We start from the raw sequence: 18,072 nt of genomic DNA, 5'->3' as shown, positions 1-18,072 counted from the left end.
GGCAACCGCTTTTACCCCAGAATCTCCCTCAGAACCGGACCTATCGATTCAAACGCCTGCGGCGAAATGATCTCAACATGGGCGCAGTCCTGGCGATATACCTCCAGCTCCCCAACCCACGGCGACCAGGCGCGGTGCGGGTCCATGCCTTTTGCCAGCGTGCGTTCGGCCACAAACAGCGTGGCTTTGCCCTCAAAGCGTGCGCTGTGCGCGGTGGTAAGCAATCGTACCGCGTCGGCATAGTTGCCTTCGATGGCGGTAAACAGTTCGCCGGAGCCTTGCCCCTGCTGAGCGGCAATAAATGCCTCGCGCTCGCGGGCAATTTCCGCCAGTACTTCCGGGTCCAGGCCGTTGGCCTCTTTATCGGCCCAGTTCTGCGTTTCCGGCGGCCAGGTATCGAGCAGGCCAAGGAAAGCGACCTCCTCTCCCTTTGCCTGCAGGCGCGCGGCAATGCCCTGCGCCAGCGTGCCGCCGAGCGAGTAGCCGAACAGGTAGTACGGGCCGTGCGGCTGCTGTTCAATCAGCGTGGCGAGATGATGCTCACAAACCTCATCCAGCGTCGCCGCTGTTTCCATTGGGCCGTGCGGACGCGGGGACTGAATACCAACGATCGACCAGCGCGCCGGAAGATAGCGCGACAGCACGCTGAACTGCCACGCAAAGCCGGAGGCCGGATGGAAACAAAACAGCGTCGGGCCGTGGCTTTCTCGCAGCGGCAGCAGCGGCTCGTAGCCCAGCCGTGCGTTTTGTTGATCCCCTGACACTGAATCAAGCAGTGCACTCAGTTTACCCACGCTTGAAGCAACCATAATCTGCCCCGGCGTGACCTCGCGGGCAAATTGACGGCTTAGCTGTGCGGCCAGCCGCATCGCCAGCAATGAGTGACCGCCCAGGGCGAAGAAATCCGCATCCACATCCTTTACCGTACATCCTAACAGCCCTGAAAACGCCTCAGCCACCGCCGTCTCCGTGCCGGAACGCGGCGCACGCCCTGGATTTCTCGTTGCCAGTGTCGGCAGCGGCAATGCCTTGCGATCCAGCTTGCCGTTAGCACTCAGCGGCAGTTCACTCAAGGGGATCAGCACGGCGGGCACCATATGCGGCGTCAGACGTGCACGCAACAGTTCAAGAAGCGCGTCGGTATCCTGCGGCAAACCTGATTCAAAAACCAGATAGCCGACAAGCTGACGGGCATCGCCGCCCACGGCAGCCGCCTCGTTGAAGACACAGGCGTGCGCCACGGCCTGCGCGACGTCCGGCAGTGACTGCATCGCGCGGTCGATTTCGCCCAGTTCGATGCGCTGCCCACGAATTTTAAGCTGATCGTCGCTGCGCCCGAGGTATTCTACCGCGCCGCTGTCCAGCCAGCGGGCGACGTCGCCGGTACGGTACATGCGCTCGCCGGGGGCAAACGGATCGGCAATAAAGCGGCTGGCCGTGAGATCCGGACGGCTCAGATAGCCCTGCGCCAGTTGGATGCCGGTAAGGTAAAGATCGCCCGCCACGCCCGGCGGCACCGGGTGCATCATCGTATCCAGAATCCGCAGCCCGGTATTCCACACCGGGAAACCAATCGGCACGCTGCTGCCCTTCACCGCCGCCAGTTCCGGGCCATAAGCCGGATACCAGCTCACATCCACCGCCGCCTCGGTAGGGCCATAAAGGTTATGCAGCGCCACGCCGGTAAGTTGTTCCCACTCGCGGCAAAGCAGGGTGGGAAGCGCTTCCCCGCTACAGAAAACGCGTTTAAGCGTGCGGCAAGCGCCACGCGCATCACCGGGATCGAGCGAGGCGATAAACGCCGCCAGCATCGAAGGCACAAAGTGGGTGGTCGTGACGCCGTAATGGGCAAAGAAACGCTGCATGGCGAGCGGATCGCGATGCGCGTCCGGCTCCGCCATCACCAGGCTTGCGCCCGTGATAAACGGCCAGAAGAACTCCCATACTGAGACATCAAAACTGCACGGCGTTTTTTGCGCCACCACATCGTCAGCCCCCAGCGGATACTGGTTCTGCATCCACAGCAGACGGTTAACAATCGCGGTCTGCCCTACCATCACGCCTTTCGGGCGGCCGGTCGAGCCGGAGGTAAAGATAATATAAGCGGCATGCTCAGGGCGGGAAAGGTGTAGCGGCGGCGCGTCCGTCGGCGGTAGCGGCGCGCTGTAGCAGATAATATCCAGGTCCGGCAGATCGCTGAAGCGCTGGCGCTGATCGTCCGAGGTCAGCAGCAGTGACGGGCGGGCGTCCTCCAGCATCATCCGCAGCCGGTCATCCGGGTAGCCGGTATCCAGCGGCAGCCAGGCCGCACCGGCTTCAACGATGGCGTGCAATGCAAGGGTCAGAAACACCGAGCGCGGCAGCGCCACCGCCACGCTGTCGCCGGGCCTCACGCCTTTCTCGCGCAGCATCAGCGCCAGCGCCGTGACCTGCTGGCGCATCTCGCGGTAGGTAAACCGGTACTGCGCGTCGCTAAGCGCGAGCGCGTCCGGCGTTTTATCCGCCTGCTCCGCCACCAGCGCGCTTAACGTGGTGAGCGGCACATCCTGCGCAGTATGGTTAACATCGGCAATCAGATGGCGCTCTTCAGGCGAAATTAATTCCGCTTCACCACAGCGTAGCTGCGGCGAGATGGCGAACTGAGTGAGCAATGCATCAAGCCGGGCGACGTGAGCAGTCAGGCTTGCCTCGTCATAGCGCTGTTGATTCGCCAGGACCTCCAGCGACAATCCGCCCTCTTCGTCCGGGAACAGCGCCAGCTCCAGATCGTTTACCGGGCCGGTCGCCAGGGTATGCGTGGTGGCGGTAATGCCGTTGAGATCCAGTTGATACTCAAAAACTTTGATATTAAAGACCGGGCCAAACAGCGGTTCGTCGCCCACCGCGCGGCCGCTGTCACGCACGATTTGTTCAGCGTCATAACGTTGATGGCGACGCATTTTTTTAAGCTGCCCGGCAAGGCGTGCCGTCAGTTCAGGCAACGTCTCAAGCGGGTTGATGGTTATCGCCAGCGGCAGTACGTTCAGTACCGGGCCAGTGGCGGTGAGCGCTGCCGATCCCATCCGGCGCATGAAGATAAACCCGGCAGCATACTCGTTACGCCCGCACAGCCGCCCCAGCCACAGCGCCGCCAGCGCCAACGCCAGATCCGCGCGCTGACAGTCAGGCGCGGCGGCGGCAAGTTGATTAAACGCCACGCGACTGGCACTTAATTTCAGGCGCAGAATATTACTGCTGGTCGCCCTTCCCGCCAGCGGCGCTGCCGACAACGAGGCCGGTTCAGGAAGCTCACGCCGCTGCTGCGCCCAGAATTCAGCATCGCGCGTCCAGGTGGCGCTGTTGCGATAGCGCTGATACTCTTCAACAACCTCAGCAAACGGCGTAAAGGGTGAAACTGGCGTCGGCTCGCCGGACTGCCAGGCGCGATAAATGGCGGCGATCTGGCGGGTAATGGCCGGGAAACTGAAGCCATCGACCAGCAGATGATGATAGCGCTGATACCAGTACCAGCAGGCATCATCTACCTGAATAAGCTGATGGCAGACCAGCGGAACACCGCTGTCAACGCGCAGAGTTTGGTGTAAATCGGCGTGCATCCGTGCCAGCGCGGCCTGCTGCGGATCGGCATGTCCGCGCAGATCGACGACTGCAGGGAACGAAAAGTCAGCCTGCTCATCCACCCATTGCCAGACCTCGCCGTCCTCTTGCGTAAAGCGCATCCGCAGCGTGTCGGCCTGCATCATGCCGGTGATAATCGCCTTTTGCAGCAGGGCGGCGTCCAGCTCACCGTGAAGTTCAACATAGTGCGCCACGCTCCAGGCGTTAGGCAGCGTGGAAAGTTTTTCAGCCATCCAGATCCCAGGCTGAGCGGCTACCAGCGGCAGACGAGTGGTCATAACAGCTTCCTTAACGGGCAAAATGCGCGGGGGTCAGTGTGGTCCAGTGGGCTGCCAGCCAGTCATTACACGCCTGTTGCGGCTGAGGCTCGCCAATAACGGCCCAGCCTTCCGGCAGCGCGCAGTGCTGCGGCCAGAGGCTGAACTGTTGCTGCGCATTTTGCAGAATATAAAATTGGCCCTGCGGATTATCGAAAGGGTTACTGAATTGCATTGTCAGCTCCTGTTATGACTGCGGCTGCAAAAGATAAATCAGGCCCGAGGTCAGCCCGCCGCGCCAGCACAGCGCATCGTGACCGCCCTCCACCTGCCGCCATTCCACGGCCTGCCCGGCCTGCTGAAGCTGTTCTCGCATCGCCTGATTGGCGCGCAGAATAATGGGTTCGCGCACGCCTGCCTCCAGCACCAGCTTCAGCCCGTTCGGCGTGAGTTCGCCGCAGGCGATTTTCTCCTCAAGCTCGCCGGTATGCTTGCCGCCGCGATGCGGCCACCAGTACGAACCTGACTGACTTAATACGCAACCAAAACGCTGCGGCCAGTACAGCGCGGCATACAGTGATGACAGGCCGCCAAAACTCTGTCCGGCGACCACCGTTTTTTCGCCACGGTCACTAAACGGCGCGAGCGCGTGAGCCTGCGGCAACAACTCTTCCTGAACCGCCAACCAGAAATCAGGATTGCACGGCAGTTCGACGCTGCGGTGCGCGGTATCAATGACGTCAATCAGCACATAAACAGCCCCAGGAAGCTGACCGTCACGGGTCAGCGCGGTCAACGCCGGCCAGACCGGCATACTTTCGGCCCAGAACTGACCGTCCAGCAAAACCACCAGCGGGCGATCGGTATTGTCATCATCGCCCGTGGTAAACACCCATACCCGGCGTGAATTTCCGAGGCGGGCGCTACGCCACTGCACCAGATGCGCAGGCGACCATGCTTTCGCGGGGGCGTTCCAGCCGGGCTGAACCGGCGCGTCAGGCATTTCCAGCGCGGACACCGCGTGGCCGCGCCCCCCTTTCCAGCTCTGCGCATTCAGCGGATCGGCCACCGCGTGCGGCAGCAGTTTGCGCCAGCCTTCACGCAGCGCCATGCGGTCTGGCGCGCCGTCGATAAATACCCCGGGCGCAAAATCGCCGTCATGTTCAGACGGAATAAAACAGTAGCTGCCTCGCCAGTCAGGTGCGAGCAGGGTTTGCCACTGCCAGACATCAGTGTCAGGAAGGCGTTGCAGAGTTTGTGGGACGGCATTCTGGTGATGATCGGTGACGCCAGTGATATAAATCCACACCCTGCGCAGCGAAGACGCCACGCCTGCAGGGTCACGCCAGAAAAAGGTAACCCGATAGCCATCCCCTTCCCGCGTAATTTGCGGACCCGTTTTGGTCGCCCACCAGGCATCGCTACCCGTAGATAAACTCACCACATTAATAACCCTATGTTTACCGGAGCGTTTTTTTTAATCGTTAAAATTTATTGATAATATTATTGATAACTATTTGCATTTGCAATAGCGTAATGGCGCGCGGTGGCAGCGCAAAATCTTAAAAATAGTCTATGGGCTGAGTGATTCAGCGGAATGAAACGTCCACAGCACCAGGCAATGACAATGCCAGCACCCTGAATACCGGGAAGGGCTCAACAGGGAAGCGGCAACGAAAAGCAGGACTTACAATGAATAACAAAATTCACTCCCTGGCCTTGCTGGTCAATCTGGGAATTTACGGGGTAGCGCTTCCGCTGCATGCGGAGGAGACTGCGCAAACGCAGACCTCTTCCGATGGAGAAACGATGGTCGTTACCGCCGCACAGCAGAATCTTCAGGCTCCCGGCGTTTCAACCATTACCGCCGACGAGATCCGCAAAAACCCTCCCGCCCGTGACGTTTCTGAAATTATCCGCACCATGCCCGGCGTTAACCTGACAGGTAACTCCACCAGCGGCCAGCGCGGAAATAACCGTCAGATTGATATTCGCGGTATGGGACCAGAAAACACGTTAATACTGATCGACGGTAAGCCGGTGACCAGCCGTAACTCGGTGCGTCTCGGCTGGCGCGGTGAGCGCGATACCCGTGGTGATACCGGCTGGGTACCGCCGGAGCTTATTGAACGCATTGAAGTGATCCGTGGCCCGGCGGCGGCCCGTTATGGCAACGGCGCGGCGGGTGGCGTGGTGAATATCATCACCAAAAAAAGCGACGGCGAATGGCACGGCTCGTGGGATACCTATCTGGACGCGCCGGAACACAAGGACGAAGGCTCTACGAAGCGTACTAACTTCAACCTGACCGGCCCGCTGGGCGGCGACGTTAGCTTCCGTCTGTACGGCAACCTCGATAAAACGCAGGCCGACGCCTGGGATATCAACCAGGGCCACCAGTCCGAACGCACCGGTATTTATGCCGATACGCTTCCCGCCGGTCGTGAAGGCGTGGAGAACAAAGATATCAACGGCGTATTACGCTGGGATTTCGCGCCAATGCAGTCGCTGGAGTTTGAATCCGGCTACAGTCGCCAGAACAATCTCTATGCGGGTGACACGCAAAACACCAATACCAACGCGCTGGTGAAGAAAAACTACGGCAAAGAAACCAACCGGTTGTATCGCCAAACCTATTCCGTCACCTGGAACGGCGGCTGGGATAACGGCATTACCACCAGCAACTGGGCACAGTACGAACATACCCGTAACTCGCGCACGCCGGAAGGTCTGGCGGGCGGCACGGAAGGGATTTTTGATCCGAATGCCTCACAGAAATTCGCCGATATCGATCTGGACGACGTGCTGTTACACAGCGAGGTCAACCTGCCCTTCGACTTCCTCGTCAATCAAAACCTGACGCTGGGCAGCGAATGGAATCAGCAGCGCATGAAGGACATGACCTCCAACAGTCAGACCTTTATGGGCGGCGACATTCCTGGTTATGACAGCACCAACCGCAGCCCGTACTCGAAAGCCGAAATTTTCTCGCTGTTTACCGAGGATAATATCGAGCTGACCGACACCACCATGCTGACGCCGGGTCTGCGTTTTGATCATCACAGCATCGTAGGCAACAACTGGAGTCCGTCGCTGAACCTGTCGCAGGGTCTGGGCGATGACTTTACCCTGAAAATGGGTATCGCCCGCGCCTATAAAGCCCCCAGCCTGTATCAGACCAACCCGAACTACATCCTGTACAGTAAAGGCCAGGGCTGCTACGCCAGCGGCACCGGCGTCGGCTGCTACATGATGGGTAACGACGACCTGAAGGCGGAAACCAGCATCAACAAAGAAATTGGGCTGGAGTTTAAACGCGACGGCTGGCTGGCCGGGCTGACCTGGTTCCGCAACGATTACCGCGACAAGATTGAAGCGGGCTACGCGCCGGTAAGCCAGACGGGCAACGGTAAAGTGAAGACCGATATCTACCAGTGGGAAAACATTCCTAAAGCGGTGGTGGAAGGGCTTGAAGGGACCATTAACGTGCCGGTCAGCGACACCGTTAACTGGACCAATAACATGACCTACATGTTGCAGAGTAAGAACAAAGAGACCGGCGAGCGCTTGTCCATTATCCCGGAGTACACCGTCAACTCAACCCTGAGCTGGCAGGTACAACAGGACTTCTCTGTCCAGTCCACCCTGACCTGGTACGGCAAACAACAGCCGAAGAAATATAACTACCAGGGCAAACCGGCGACCGGTTCAGAAACCAACGAGGTCAGTCCGTACAGCATCGTTGGCCTGAGCGCGACCTGGGATGCGACCAAAAACGTCAGCCTGACCGGCGGCGTGGATAACGTTTTCGATAAACGTCACTGGCGCGCAGGTAATGCCCAGACTACCGGCGGCACGACCGGTTATATGTACGGCGCGGGCGCTGAGACCTATAACGAGTCAGGCCGTACCTGGTATATGAGTGTGAATACGCATTTCTGATAGCGTGAGGGGGCGGGTGGAAACCACCCTCACCCTGAGGGAGAGGGAGAAAGGTGCCCTTAACCGGCTTTCACGGTGGGGGGCTGATAAGGCGTGGGGGGTTAAACCACCCTCACCCCGGCCCGCTCCCTGAGGGAGAGGGAGAAAGGGCCCTTAACCGGCTCTTACGGTGGGGGGCTGATAAGGCGTGCCGGGTACTGGTTTGTTGCGCTGGCAGGGAGCCTGAGTTATGCGGTTTTCGTCCCCTCTCCCTCAGGGAGAGGGTTAGGGTGAGGGTGAAAAAGGCCATGACATGAACCACAGACTCCATACCTTGCAAAAACAACATACCTGTTGCCCACGCCGCCGCCCCTTCATAACGCACGTCGTTTGTCCTGAATAATGCACACTACCAGCACAACGTTCCGCCTCGCATCTCATCGACTACATCGCGTCGATTTTCTGCCCGACACCTTTCGCGAGCACGATCTCCTCTGGCTGCCGCATCACCACCAGTTCACCCACGCCGGACGTAAACGTAAAGCCGAACATCTCGCCGGACGTATTGCCGCGATGTATGCATTAGGTGAATATGGCGAAAAACGGGTACCGGGGATCGGCGAACAGCGCCAGCCGCTGTGGCCCGCGGGGCTTTATGGCAGTATCAGCCACAGCGAAACGACCGCGCTGGCCGTCGTTTCCCCTCGTCCTGTTGGCGTGGATCTCGAAACGCTTTTTACCGCCCGACTCAGCGACGAGCTTGCCGACAGCATTGTTGATGCGGATGAACAGGCCCTGCTGCGCGCCACGTCTCTCCCCTTCCCGCTGGCGTTAACCGTCGCTTTCTCTGCCAAAGAGAGCCTGTTTAAAGCCAGGTCCACTCTCGCCTTACCGCTTCCCGGTTTTCACAGCGCCAGGCTGATGGCGTTTACCACAGACACCCTGGCGCTACAGCTTAACCCGACATTTTCTCCCTCTCTGGCAGGCCAATGTATGACGGTCCACTGGACGCATATTGCGCAAAAAATTGTTACCGTGAGCCAGTAATCCCCCTCAGGATCGTGATCCTTTTCTCCTTTTAAGAAATTACCTGCGTAAACCGTAGACAGTTTCATTGAGTCGCTTTATCGTTAACTTGAATAATAAATCATTATTGAATAAATATTCAATGTGGAGAAAAAGATGAACATGACCTTTGCAAAATCCGTATTACTGGCTTCCACCCTCGCCGCGTCCGGCTCGCTGTTTGCCGCTGACGGCGGTCTGATCGCCATTATTACCCCCTCACATGACAATCCGTTCTTCAAAGCCGAAGCCGACGGTGCCGCCGCTAAAGCCAAAGAGCTGGGTTATACCACGCTGGTGGCGTCTCACGACGATGATGTGAACAAACAAAACCAGCTCATCGAAACCGCCATCGCCCGTAAAGCGAAGGCGATTATTCTCGACAACGCCGGCGCGGACGCTACCGTCGGCCCGCTGGAAAAAGCGAAAGCGGCGGGCGTTCCGGCCTTCCTCATCGATCGTGAGATTAATAAAACCGGCATCGCCGTCGCGCAAATCGTCTCTAACAACTATCAGGGCGCACAGTTAGGCGCGGAGAAATTTGCCACGTTGCTGAACGGCAAAGGCAAATACGTTGAGCTGCTGGGCCGTCAGTCGGACACCAACGCTAAAGTGCGTTCGCAGGGCTATCACGATGTGCTGGATGACTACCCGGATATGAAAATGGTCGCCCAGCAGACCGCCAACTGGAGTCAGACTGAAGCCTTTACCCGTATGGAAGCGATGCTGCAAACCAACCCGGATATCGTCGGCGTTATCTCCGGCAACGACACCATGGCGCTCGGAGCAGAAGCCGCACTGAAAGCCGCCGGTAAAAAAGACGTTGTGGTGGTGGGTTTCGACGGCAGTGACTACACCCGCGACTCTATCATCAACAAAGGCAATATCAAAGCCACCGTCCTGCAACCTGGCTGGCAGCAGGCACAAATGGCGGTTGAACAGGCTGACTACTTCCTGAAAAACGGCAAAGCCCAGAAGGAAGAAAAACAGCTGATGGACTGCGTGCTGATTGATGAAACCAACGCCAGCAAGCTGAACATGTTTAACCTCAGTAAGTAAGCGGAGGCGTTATGTCGTTAAAACAATGGGGTGCCGCGCTGTTGGGTTGTGCCACCCTGTTGCTGACGGCCTGCACAGTGGTGGATCTGGATGAGAACGGCAAGCCGATTATGCCTGCCGATCCCAATGCCAAAGCCAACTTTGACAACCAGACCCCACAGCAGATCGCGCAACAAACCTGGCAGGAACGCGTTATTGATGCCGCGCATAAGAAGGCGCTCGATGCCACCGCGCTCTCAACGCAGTTAAAAACGCCGTCGCCCGATGCGGAAAGCGTCTTCGTACGCCTTACCAGCAAAGTGGAGCGCGTGGATCTCAGCAACGCGCGTGAACAAAAACTGATCATGACATTTAACGGTCAACCGCTTGAGGTACAGACCGGCCCGGTGATACGCGGCAATGCGATCCGCGATGCGACCGGTTTTAAATTTGAAGACTTTACGAACCAGGTACAGTTTGCCCAGCTTTCGCGCGCTTATAACCGGGAAGCGGTAAAAAATCTGCCTAAAATCGACGAGAGCTGGACGGGTAAAACCGCCACCGTGCTGATGGCGGTAACGCTTAACGGCGGCAAAGCGGAAAACGCCGCCGCGCTGGAGCTGAAACAGGAGGCACAGTAATGAGCGATAGCCCTGTGGACGACATCATCCTGCGCACGCGCGGTATATCAATGCTTTTTCCCGGCACCATTGCGCTGGACAATGTCGATTACAACGTCTGGCGCGGCAAGGTAAATGTGATCATCGGCGAGAACGGCGCGGGGAAATCGACGCTGATGAAAATTCTCGCCGGCGTTCAGCAGCCAAGCCTCGGCGAAATGTGGCTTAACGGTAAGCAGGTGCATTTCCCCAACACCCGCGCTGCCGCGGCTCACGGTATCGGCATGGTGCATCAGGAGCTTAATCTGTTTGAGAACCTCACCGTGGCGGAAAATATCTTTCTGGGCCGCGAGCTACAGAAAGGCATCACGCCGATTAACGAGGCCGAACAGGAAAAACGCGCGGCCGAACTGCTTAAGCGTCTCGATCAGCCGATTTCCCCTCGTGAGCTGGTGGGCAATCTGAAGGTCGGACAGCAGCAGCTGATCGAGATCGCCAAAGCGCTGGCAGAAGATGCGGACATCCTGATCCTTGACGAACCTACGTCGGCGCTGAGTAAAACCGAAGTGGAAATTCTGTTTCGGGTGATCCGCGAGCTGACCCGCCAGGGCGTGTCGATTATCTACATTTCGCACCGTCTGGAAGAGTTGATGGCGATTGGCGATGTGATCACTATCCTGCGCGACGGTAAGTTTCAGTCTGAAGCAAAGGTCAGTGACATCGACGTACCGTGGATTGTGCGCGAAATGCTCGGCAGCGATCCGGTGACGAACTTCCTGACGCCGGGACGCACGTTCGGCGCACCGGTGCTGGAAGCGGAGCATATCACCTGCGTTAACGCCAGCGGTAACGCCGTAGTTAATGACGTCTCGTTTAACGTCCACGCCGGGGAAATCGTCGGCATTTATGGGCTCATGGGTGCGGGACGTACCGAGCTGTTTGAGTGCCTGCTCGGAACACAACGCAGCTATCTCGGCAAACTCTGGCTGGACAGTAAACCCGTTCCGCAGCGGTTGACACCTGCCGATCGGATCAAAATGGGGATGAGCCTGGTCCCGGAAGATCGCAAGCGCACCGGGATATTTCCCATCTCCTCTGTCGCCACCAACCTCACCATTGCCAGCCTGTGGCGGCGCTTGCAGCGCGGTTTCGCCATTGCACAGAAGGATGAGGAAAAAGTGGTTGCCAGCACTATTGGCAGCCTGTCGATTAAAGTCTCCTCGCCGGAGGTGGAAATCCAGGCGCTCAGCGGCGGTAATCAGCAAAAAGTGGTGATTGGACGTTCGCTGCTGACCAATCCGAAAATCCTGTTTCTTGACGAGCCGACGCGCGGTATCGACGTCGGGGCCAAAGCGGACGTGTTCCGCATGATGGTCCAGCTTTCAGAACAGGGGATCGCGGTGGTCTTCTCAACGTCAGATCTGAAAGAAATTATGGCGGTATCGGACCGCATTCTGGTGATGTCCGGCGGCAAGCTGACCGCCGACATCGTCCGCGATCGGGCCGAAGAATCGGCACTGGTAACGGCAAGTGCTCAGGGGTTCTAAGATGAAAACAACACAATCTGTCGCAGCAGTGCCGGGTAGCGGAACATCGCTGTCGCGGGAAAACATCCTTCTTATGCTGCTGAAACTGCGCACTTTTATTGCGCTGTTTCTGATCGTCGGCTTCTTCACCATGACCGTGCCGGGTTTTCTGTCGGCAGGCAGTATGGTGATTATGATTAAGCATATCGCCATTAACGCCTTCCTGGCGCTGGGGATCACCTTTGTCATTATCACCGCCGGGATCGACCTGTCGATTGGTGCCACGCTTGGCCTATGCGGGATGATTGCCGGATGGCTTATCACCAAAGGCATTGTGCTGCCGATGTTCGGCATCGCTATCTTCCCCAGCGTCTGGGTGATTGTGCCGATTGTCCTGCTCATTGGCGCGCTTATCGGCGGGGTTAACGGCTGGATCATCACCCGCTATAACGTCGCGCCGTTTATCTGTACCCTCGGTACGATGTACGTCCTGCGCGGGGCGGCGATGCTCACCTCAGATGGTCAGACCTTCCCCGGCCTGTCGGGTAATCCACAACTGGGTAATACCGGCTTTGATGAGATTGGCGCAGGTTCGCTGCTGGGCATTCCATGGGCTATCTGGATGATGATCGTACTGGCGCTGATTATCGCTTACATCGCGCGTCGTCTGCCGTTTGGCCGCCATGTCTATGCCATTGGCGATAACGAACGGGCGGCAGAACTGTCCGGCGTGCGGGTGAAACAGATTAAAGTGCTGGTGTATATGCTCTCCGGGCTGTGTGCGGCCATCGCCGGGATCGTGGTTTCCGCGCAGTTGCTCGCCAGCCACCCGGCCAACGGGACGGCGTTTGAGATGAACGCGATTGCTGCCGTGGTGCTGGGCGGTACGTCACTGGCAGGCGGACGCGGCACCATTCTCGGCACGCTGATTGGCGCGTTTGTTATCGGCTTTCTCGCCGACGGACTGGTAATGATGGGCGTCAGCGAGTTCTGGCAGATGGTGATTAAAGGGATTGTGATTATTGTCGCGGTCATTATCGACCAGATGCAAAACCGGATGCAGCAGAAGGCGGCGGTGGTTGCGCAAAAGGCGGTGATTGAAGGCAAGTAATCCACACGGCAGGCGGAAAGATCTCCGCCTGCCGCAATGATTAAATTATGGAGAATAATGACCAGCAGGATTATTATTGGCATCTGAACATTTAGCAGGACGCTGATAATGAAACACCGGAAGTTGATATTATTCACAGCAATTATAATTTGTGCGTTTATAGGTTATAAAATTTATATGCGCGCCCCCTCAGAATCCGCAATGGTAAATTACGCCAAAGAAGCCATTGAAAAAGAACTTGCTTCCCCTCACCCGGTCACCTATAGCGATATTATCTATATCGAACGCGAAAGAACCGATGTAAAAGTCGACAGTATTGTTTGTGGGATGGCGTTAACGCAAAATGCCAGGCAGAGATTTATCGTTTATCTGACCTACAGCGATACCGGTAATCACCGTCAGCTACGGCGTTCCTCTCAGTTTATTCCTGAAGGTAAAGATGCGATTTCGGTAGCGATGCGGAAATCGACATGGGATAAAGTTTGTAAAAAATAAGTAACAAGGAGAGTTATGTCAGGAACAATTACGCCATTACAACTCGGGTTATACACGCTTGCATGGCCCATTTTTATCGAACAATTGCTGCGTCTGCTGATGAACTATGTCAGCGTATTTATGCTTGGGCATTACTCAGATGAGGCCGTGGCGGCAACCGGGGTGGCAAGCCAAATACTGACACTCTCCGTAATTTTTTATGGCTTTTTAACCGTCGGCGTACAAATTGTTATCGCCCAGTTGCTCGGTGCGAAGAAAAAGCATCTGGTTAAAAAAGTAATCACCAACGGGCTGGTGGTGGCGTTTATCATCGGCATCGCAATGAGCGCGATTTTTATTCTTCTTGGCGATACCTTCCTGCGGCTGCTCGGATTGAGCGAACAACTGGTCACCGTTGGCTCGCCGTTTATTAAAATAATTGGCGGCAGCTCGGTGATTATCGCCATTTATTCTTCTCTGTTACCCATCCTTCGCACCCATGGCTACGTGCGTCAGGCGATGATAGTGCCGATCACGGTTGGCGTGATAAACGTTATTTTTAACTACTTATTTTTATACGGTCCTCTCAGCGACCTTAATTCAGGCGTCACCGGGGTCGGCATTGCAACCAGTTTTGCCAATATCGTTGGGATGGTCATCACGGTCTGGATGATAAAAAAATACATCGGCTACCGCTTCCGCTGGCAAAAATTGAAGCACTGCTCGAAGAAAATGCTCGGGTCGATATTACGCTATGGTTTACCCTCTGCGGGCGAAAACCTTTCTTATGCGGGATCGCAACTGGTCGTAACGGCCATCATTGCTTATCTGGGCACAGAAGCGCTGACGACCAAAGTCTATGCATCGAGCATCAGCCAGTTTGTCGCCATGTTCGCTATCGCCATCGGCCAGGCCTCACAGATTATCATCGGACGGGCAACGGGGGCAGGTGAACTTGACCGCGCTTATCGTCAGGGCATCAGAAGCTGGAAAATAGGCCTGGCAATTGCCTGCCTGATAAGCATAGTGATTTATCTTTTCGCGCAACCGATCATGCAGTTATTCACCCCTAATCACACCATAATTGCGATGACAAAACAGCTCTTCCTGCTCGCAATACTACTGGAAATGGGCCGCGCCACGAATATCATCGTTATCAGCAGCCTCAACTCAACCGGCGACGTCCGTTTTCCTTTTATTTGCGGCATTATTGTCATGTGGATTGTCAGCCTGCCTTTCTCCTATATGTTAGGTATTTCGTTCGGTCTCGGACTTGTCGGCGTATGGCTGGCTTATATTATTGATGAGGGCATACGCGCGATGCTAATGTACCGCCGCTGGCGCAGCCGAGTCTGGACGACAAAGGCATTGTTTTAAAGTATGTGGTTCGGGCGAAAAGGCGGTATCGCGTGTTTTCACCGGTAAAAGTAATCGAGTCTGGAAAAATATGGTCAATCGCTATCTGTTTTGCCTGTCTTTATTCGGCTGTATTAGCCTGAGCGCATGGGGCGATACGCCTTTGCCCGGGGAGGTACAACGCTTTATAGATAACGCCGAGATGTGCCAGCATTTCGCCGGGGAATGGGACCCGACGTTGCCAGAGGAGAACAAAAAAGACATTGAAAAAGGCCTCAATGAATACTGCCCTCAGGCAGAGAAATCGTTACCACTTTTAAAGAAAAAATATTCAGATAACAATGATATCCTTCGCTTACTGTCCAGTTATAATATTTAAACCATTAAATGTGGTAACGCCTCAGGCGCACTACTGTTAACTGAATGCCTTCATCAACCAACCTGTAGTCAGAATTCAAAGAGGTGATGAGAAGTCCTCTCCCTGTTAAAAAACGCGCCAGCATCAATAGCATTTTACAACTTATCGGTTGAGCGCCAGAGTAAGGCGCCAGGACACACTGACCGACGTATTTTTTTAGTAAAAACATAGCATTTCGCTCACCAGTCATTATGATGAGTTGTTCGAATAAGACATCGCATAAAAGGATGACATTGATGAAATTGGCAGTAAAAGCAGGGTTATCAGGCGCAATTATTCTCGCCCTTACGGCGTGTGATAGTTTAGATCCTACCAGTACCAAAGGGGAATTTCATTACAGTAATCCTACCACTACCGCCATCGCCTTTAAGGTTGATGATAAGGATTACACGGTGGAACCTGGTGCAACCGGACAACTGAGCCTGTCACCGGGTATGCACACGATGGTGAACGCAAAGGGTGAAAAAAATCAGTTTATGGTGTTTGAAAATAACACCGGCGGGATTATTAACCCTGAGCGCCAGATGTACTATATGCTCTCTGAAGTCTACGCAGTGAAAGGACATGAAAAGCGTTTCAGACCCGCAGAATACGCGGTCACGATCAACGGCCATAATCTCAAAATGCCGCTCCTCAGTGCCAATGCCGCGATCATTGACCACAATTTTTTTGCCTGCAAATATCAGTTAGGTGAACCCTTCCCGGATAACGTCACTACGCTTGATAAGAATACCGAAGGTAATATTTTTAATAAATGTTTTGATAAGACGGAACTGCTGACCTATTTCGAGAAAGAATACGACCAAAAACTGCCACCCTCCGCAGAGAATGGCAGCACGGAAGATTCTGTCAATACCGCCTTTGATTATCGGATTCCGGAGCCAAAATTTAAGGATGCTGAAACGCAGAAACAGGCAGAAAAAATAGTGGCACTGCTGAAACAAATCAACGACTCTACCGACCCTGATGTTCATGAAGATGTCAGAAAGGCACTCTTCCAGGCGACCAGCGATCTGGTCTCAGCGGACGTGAAGGTAGCAGCAAAAAATTCAGTTGAAGATAATAAATATTATAATGCGTTTGTTGAACAAACCGGTAATTTTGCAGGCTACGGTATACTGCCGAAATAATCCCTGTTAACGCTCCCTGCCCGCGCAGTATTGGTGATGCGGGCAGTTTTTTGCAACTTTCCTCTCATCTCCGCTTTCAGTGATAACCCGCCTGACAGATGTTTTTAACACAACGCCAGTATCAGCTATCCACTACCATCACTCCCTTTGTACAATTTTGCCAATGCCGTATCACACAAACTGTACAATCTGTTAACTTACTGTATTGTAATGTTTTTTAAAAAAACAGACGCCATTTGGAAATTTTTACCCATAAAAACCTGTACAAGGAAAGATTTATTGTATAACTTTGCTTTACACCGTAAGTACAGTAAACAGACAATAAGGCATCCTATGCAACAGATTACGCCGCCGCAAGTGACATCAAGCCATCTTACCGCCTTGTTTACACACGCAGCGCTGCCTTCCCAGCAGCAGACGCTCGGCGCTATCGTCGTAGACGTTTTATGCTCTGGCCGGACGCTCAATCGTAAAGCAATTTGTCTCAAACTACTGGCGCGTCTGGAACAAGCGGCAACCCGCGAAGAAGAGCAGCATTATCAGGAATTAATAGGTTTACTTTTTCGCAACTAAAACAAGGTTCGGACAGGGAAGCGGAATTTAGCCAGCAGGGTGAGCATAATTCTGAAGAGATGCAATGAACGAGAGTAAAACGCAGAATTCATCCCTTGTCGTTATCGGGGAGATTGCGATGGACTTACTGTATGAAACCAGGTCCATCACAGCAGACGCCGTGCTGCATAAGCTGGAAACGGCTTTAAAAGAAGGCCGTGATGACACCCATATCCAGACCGTTGGTAGCGCTATTTCTCAGGTCCGGGCAAAGTTAATGCCCACAGATGACGTCAATTAAACCAGCCCCTATCCGCCAGTGAATTTATTACAGGAAGAAAAGAATATGCGTCAGACAATAAATAATCCTGCCCTTCATGCGTACTTTCTCGATACCGGGGATATGTACGCCGCCGAACAGCGTGTTCTTGATAGCATCATAAAAAAGCTAATTGCAGGCAATATTACCTTATCCAACAAAGCGATTATTCTTTGCTTAATCGGTGAGCTTGAACAATCCTCCGATGTTGTACAGCTTGATATTCTACGCAATTGCCTTGAAATTGTGGTAGGTCGTAAAACAGAAGATGAAGACTACTTCTGCCCTCGTTCAGCCAGCGCCAGACAGGCACATTGAGTTGAGCAGAGTCTGATCCAGCGGGAAGCGCCTCTGCTCAATACGAGTTGTTGTTTCATTCTTAGCAAAAAACCCTGTGGTGACCGTTTATCAGTGCATTTTACGCGCAAGCATCTCAATCAATATTTTGCAGTTCTGGCGCGTGGTGTTGTTTTCTGTAAGCTCCATTACGCTGTGCAGTGAATCGATAATGTCATGGATAGTGATGATCCTGGCTGGCGCTAGCAGGTCAACAACAACGTGCCCGATGAGCTCACTAAAATCAACGTTACTTCTGGTGTCATCTTTTTTCAAAGCCCCTCCAACTGTTGGATATATGTACAGTATAACACCTGTTTCCCCCTGAACG

The 18,072-nt window shown here is 54.7% G+C and carries 17 protein-coding genes; 13 read left to right on the top strand and 4 right to left on the bottom strand.

What is annotated here, in order from left to right:
* Positions 1-11 precede the first annotated feature (11 nt).
* The 3 genes from entF to fes are packed head-to-tail and all read right to left on the bottom strand — an operon-like array spanning position 12 to position 5,319.
* Positions 12-3,896, bottom strand: coding sequence for an enterobactin non-ribosomal peptide synthetase EntF (gene entF, locus CHU32_RS10225; RefSeq protein ID WP_103677136.1), 3,885 nt, complete (start codon positions 3,894-3,896; stop codon positions 12-14).
* A 10-nt stretch (positions 3,897-3,906) separates the two neighbouring features.
* The gene (locus tag CHU32_RS10220) at positions 3,907-4,110 is read right to left on the bottom strand and encodes an MbtH family protein (protein ID WP_103677135.1); all 204 of its coding nucleotides are present in this window, start codon (positions 4,108-4,110) and stop codon (positions 3,907-3,909) included.
* A 12-nt stretch (positions 4,111-4,122) separates the two neighbouring features.
* Positions 4,123-5,319, bottom strand: a complete 1,197-nt coding sequence (gene fes / locus CHU32_RS10215; RefSeq protein WP_103677134.1) for an enterochelin esterase — start codon at positions 5,317-5,319, stop codon at positions 4,123-4,125.
* 248 nt (positions 5,320-5,567) lie between these two features.
* Here fes and CHU32_RS10210 point away from each other — a divergent pair, with 248 nt between their 5' ends.
* From CHU32_RS10210 to CHU32_RS10150, 13 genes are all read left to right on the top strand, one after another.
* Positions 5,568-7,817, top strand: a complete 2,250-nt coding sequence (locus CHU32_RS10210) for a TonB-dependent siderophore receptor (protein WP_103677133.1) — start codon at positions 5,568-5,570, stop codon at positions 7,815-7,817.
* A gap of 381 nt (positions 7,818-8,198) precedes the next feature.
* Positions 8,199-8,843: an enterobactin synthase subunit EntD gene (gene entD, locus CHU32_RS10205; RefSeq protein ID WP_103677132.1), complete on the top strand. Its 645-nt coding sequence runs from the start codon at positions 8,199-8,201 to the stop codon at positions 8,841-8,843.
* Positions 8,844-8,978: 135 nt separating this feature from the next.
* Positions 8,979-9,920 carry a D-ribose ABC transporter substrate-binding protein gene (locus tag CHU32_RS10200; RefSeq protein WP_103677131.1) on the top strand — a complete coding sequence of 314 codons (942 nt, stop codon included), beginning with the start codon at positions 8,979-8,981 and terminating at the stop codon, positions 9,918-9,920.
* Between the two features lie 11 nt (positions 9,921-9,931).
* Positions 9,932-10,540, top strand: coding sequence for a DUF2291 family protein (locus CHU32_RS10195; RefSeq protein WP_103677130.1), 609 nt, complete (start codon positions 9,932-9,934; stop codon positions 10,538-10,540).
* Positions 10,540-12,066 carry a sugar ABC transporter ATP-binding protein gene (locus tag CHU32_RS10190; RefSeq protein ID WP_176691956.1) on the top strand — a complete coding sequence of 509 codons (1,527 nt, stop codon included), beginning with the start codon at positions 10,540-10,542 and terminating at the stop codon, positions 12,064-12,066. The genes CHU32_RS10195 and CHU32_RS10190 overlap by 1 nt, the downstream gene beginning before the upstream one ends.
* Before the next feature lies 1 nt (position 12,067).
* A complete protein-coding gene (locus CHU32_RS10185; protein ID WP_103677129.1) occupies positions 12,068-13,156 on the top strand; it encodes an ABC transporter permease in 1,089 nt (362 codons plus the stop codon).
* A gap of 201 nt (positions 13,157-13,357) precedes the next feature.
* Positions 13,358-13,651, top strand: coding sequence for a hypothetical protein (locus CHU32_RS10180; RefSeq protein WP_133159263.1), 294 nt, complete (start codon positions 13,358-13,360; stop codon positions 13,649-13,651).
* 15 nt (positions 13,652-13,666) lie between these two features.
* Positions 13,667-15,007, top strand: a complete 1,341-nt coding sequence (locus CHU32_RS10175) for an MATE family efflux transporter (protein WP_103677127.1) — start codon at positions 13,667-13,669, stop codon at positions 15,005-15,007.
* 70 nt (positions 15,008-15,077) lie between these two features.
* The gene (locus CHU32_RS10170; RefSeq protein WP_103677126.1) at positions 15,078-15,365 is read left to right on the top strand and encodes a hypothetical protein; all 288 of its coding nucleotides are present in this window, start codon (positions 15,078-15,080) and stop codon (positions 15,363-15,365) included.
* Positions 15,366-15,640: 275 nt separating this feature from the next.
* Positions 15,641-16,534: a hypothetical protein gene (locus CHU32_RS10165; protein ID WP_103677125.1), complete on the top strand. Its 894-nt coding sequence runs from the start codon at positions 15,641-15,643 to the stop codon at positions 16,532-16,534.
* A gap of 333 nt (positions 16,535-16,867) precedes the next feature.
* Positions 16,868-17,107: a regulatory protein YcgZ gene (ycgZ, locus tag CHU32_RS10160; protein WP_103677124.1), complete on the top strand. Its 240-nt coding sequence runs from the start codon at positions 16,868-16,870 to the stop codon at positions 17,105-17,107.
* Positions 17,108-17,171: 64 nt separating this feature from the next.
* Entirely contained in the window at positions 17,172-17,387 is a 216-nt protein-coding gene (locus CHU32_RS10155) for a hypothetical protein (protein WP_103677123.1), read from the top strand.
* A 45-nt stretch (positions 17,388-17,432) separates the two neighbouring features.
* Positions 17,433-17,723, top strand: a complete 291-nt coding sequence (locus CHU32_RS10150) for a biofilm development regulator YmgB/AriR family protein (RefSeq protein ID WP_103677122.1) — start codon at positions 17,433-17,435, stop codon at positions 17,721-17,723.
* Between the two features lie 90 nt (positions 17,724-17,813).
* Here CHU32_RS10150 and CHU32_RS10145 read toward each other — a convergent pair whose 3' ends face one another.
* Positions 17,814-18,017: a hypothetical protein gene (locus tag CHU32_RS10145; RefSeq protein ID WP_103677121.1), complete on the bottom strand. Its 204-nt coding sequence runs from the start codon at positions 18,015-18,017 to the stop codon at positions 17,814-17,816.
* Between the last annotated feature and the right edge of the window lie 55 nt (positions 18,018-18,072).

The sequence above is a fragment of the Superficieibacter electus genome (assembly GCF_002915575.1).
Taxonomy (GTDB): Bacteria; Pseudomonadota; Gammaproteobacteria; order Enterobacterales; family Enterobacteriaceae; genus Superficieibacter; species Superficieibacter electus.
This window is presented reverse-complemented; position numbering and strand designations above follow the sequence as displayed.